Origin of the sequence: Morganella psychrotolerans (genome assembly GCF_965118875.1) — a bacterium.
GTDB classification, from domain to species: Bacteria; Pseudomonadota; Gammaproteobacteria; order Enterobacterales; family Enterobacteriaceae; genus Morganella; species Morganella psychrotolerans_C.
This window is the reverse complement of the sequence record NZ_CBCPJD010000041.1, coordinates 1-1,681: the sequence shown is the minus strand read 5'-3', so window position 1 is coordinate 1,681 and position 1,681 is coordinate 1. Positions and strand designations below refer to the sequence as shown.

Here is a 1,681-nt window from a genome sequence, read left to right as displayed (position 1 = left end):
GTGTCGTTTTCATCCTCACTGACGACAAACCACGGCGTAAACAGTACCCGCCGCTGATAACCTTTCGCGGTGATAACCTTATGCTCCCGGCCCAGCGGGTCGTAATAATGGGTATCGGCATACAGATCCTGCCGCGCACTGTCATCACTGACATATTTCCAGTCATTGACAAAATAAGGCTGATACGTGCGGACGGCATTGCCTTTGTTATCATACTCAGTACGACCTGAAACCGCCCAGCGGGCAGATGATTTCTCACTTTTCCGGCTTTCCGCTGCCAGTGAGCCGTTTTCGTTACGATGGAATGCATCACCCTCTTCAAAACGAACAGACTGCTGTAAAATCCGCCCGAAACCATCACTGAACGTGACCTGCTGACGGACTTGCTGTGTGTGTTTATCCGCCGGTTCATCATCATAGCGATCCGTTGTCAGCGTCAGGACATGTGGAGGCAGTTTATCAGCACCGCTGCGCATCCAGCTGTCCGTGGCATAGACAAAGCATTGTGCAACCGGCAGTTGTTTTTTCATATCCACAGCGGCCTGCACGGAATCCGGCAGCGTCAGGGCTTTCTGGCTGTAACCGGTACTTTTACCATTTTCCGTGCCGTAAAAACGGCTGCTTATCACCCGTCCCAGTGCATCGGTGTGTACCTGACTGATATTGCCGTTTGCATCGGTAACTTCCCGGACAGACAGAAAACGCCAGTCATATTTTGCCGATGTTACCAGTCCGGAGGCATCAGTGTGTGCTGTCATAACACAGTGATGCTTGTCCCGGGTCAGACGACGTTCCCCGACCAGCGGATTATCACGGATACGCAGCGGCAACCAGAATTGCGCGGCATTACCGAAAGAGGTACTGCCGGAGATGATAATCCACACTTTCTTATTCTGCTCAGTGCTGTCAGCAAACAGATAACCGGCTTCCTTGTAAGCACCTTGTTGCAACTGCTCTTTCATATTGATGGCAGCGCTCAGTGCTGAGAGGATGGTTTCATCCAGCTCTACGGTTTCCGTGTGAGCCGGGCGTGGTGGCCAGACCGGTGCAGCGACCGGAGACTGATTATCCGTGTTGAGCCAGTATGTCTTCTGCTGTCCGGCAAAAATGCGCGCTGAACGGCTGCCGGCAAGCAGGGGTTGCAGTGTTTCTGCCGTAAAACCGTTGGCGGGTTGCTGTCCGGCTGTCAGCATAAAAATATCACTGCGGTTACTGCCCGCAAGACCGGTCAGCCACTGTTCCTGTTTCAAATCACTCAGATGGTGCAGTGTATGTTGTGATAACGACACAATTAGCTGCAGCTGCTGTTCATCATAACCGGACTCAGACAGTGAGGCGGGCAGCGTATCAGGCAGCGGGTTTGTCCCGGGTGTCGGGCGGCGCGGATAGTGAATGTGTGCCTCACGCAGCGGATAACCGTATTCATCCGCACTCAGCACAACGGATTGCGAACACTGTGGATCAGATGCCATACGTTCATAGTGATATTCACGGCTTTCTGATACGCCCGGATGGATAACCGGCACGGCCGCATCCGGCGTAATCAGACGGACAGTCAGGCGCTGTTCGCTGACACTGTACGGCAAATTCTGTTGTTCACTGCCGTCTTTGCCGTAAACTTCACGGCGTAACAGCATGCCTTTTTGAGCACGGCTGATCCAGAATGCCTGTTTTCGCGCAA

The 1,681-nt window shown here is 53.1% G+C and carries 1 protein-coding gene; it reads right to left on the bottom strand.

Annotated features, from left to right (window positions below; translation table 11 throughout):
* Positions 1-1,681 (bottom strand): toxin TcdB middle/C-terminal domain-containing protein (locus tag ACMHKJ_RS19155; protein ID WP_413496416.1); only part of this gene is annotated, 1,681 nt, incomplete at both ends.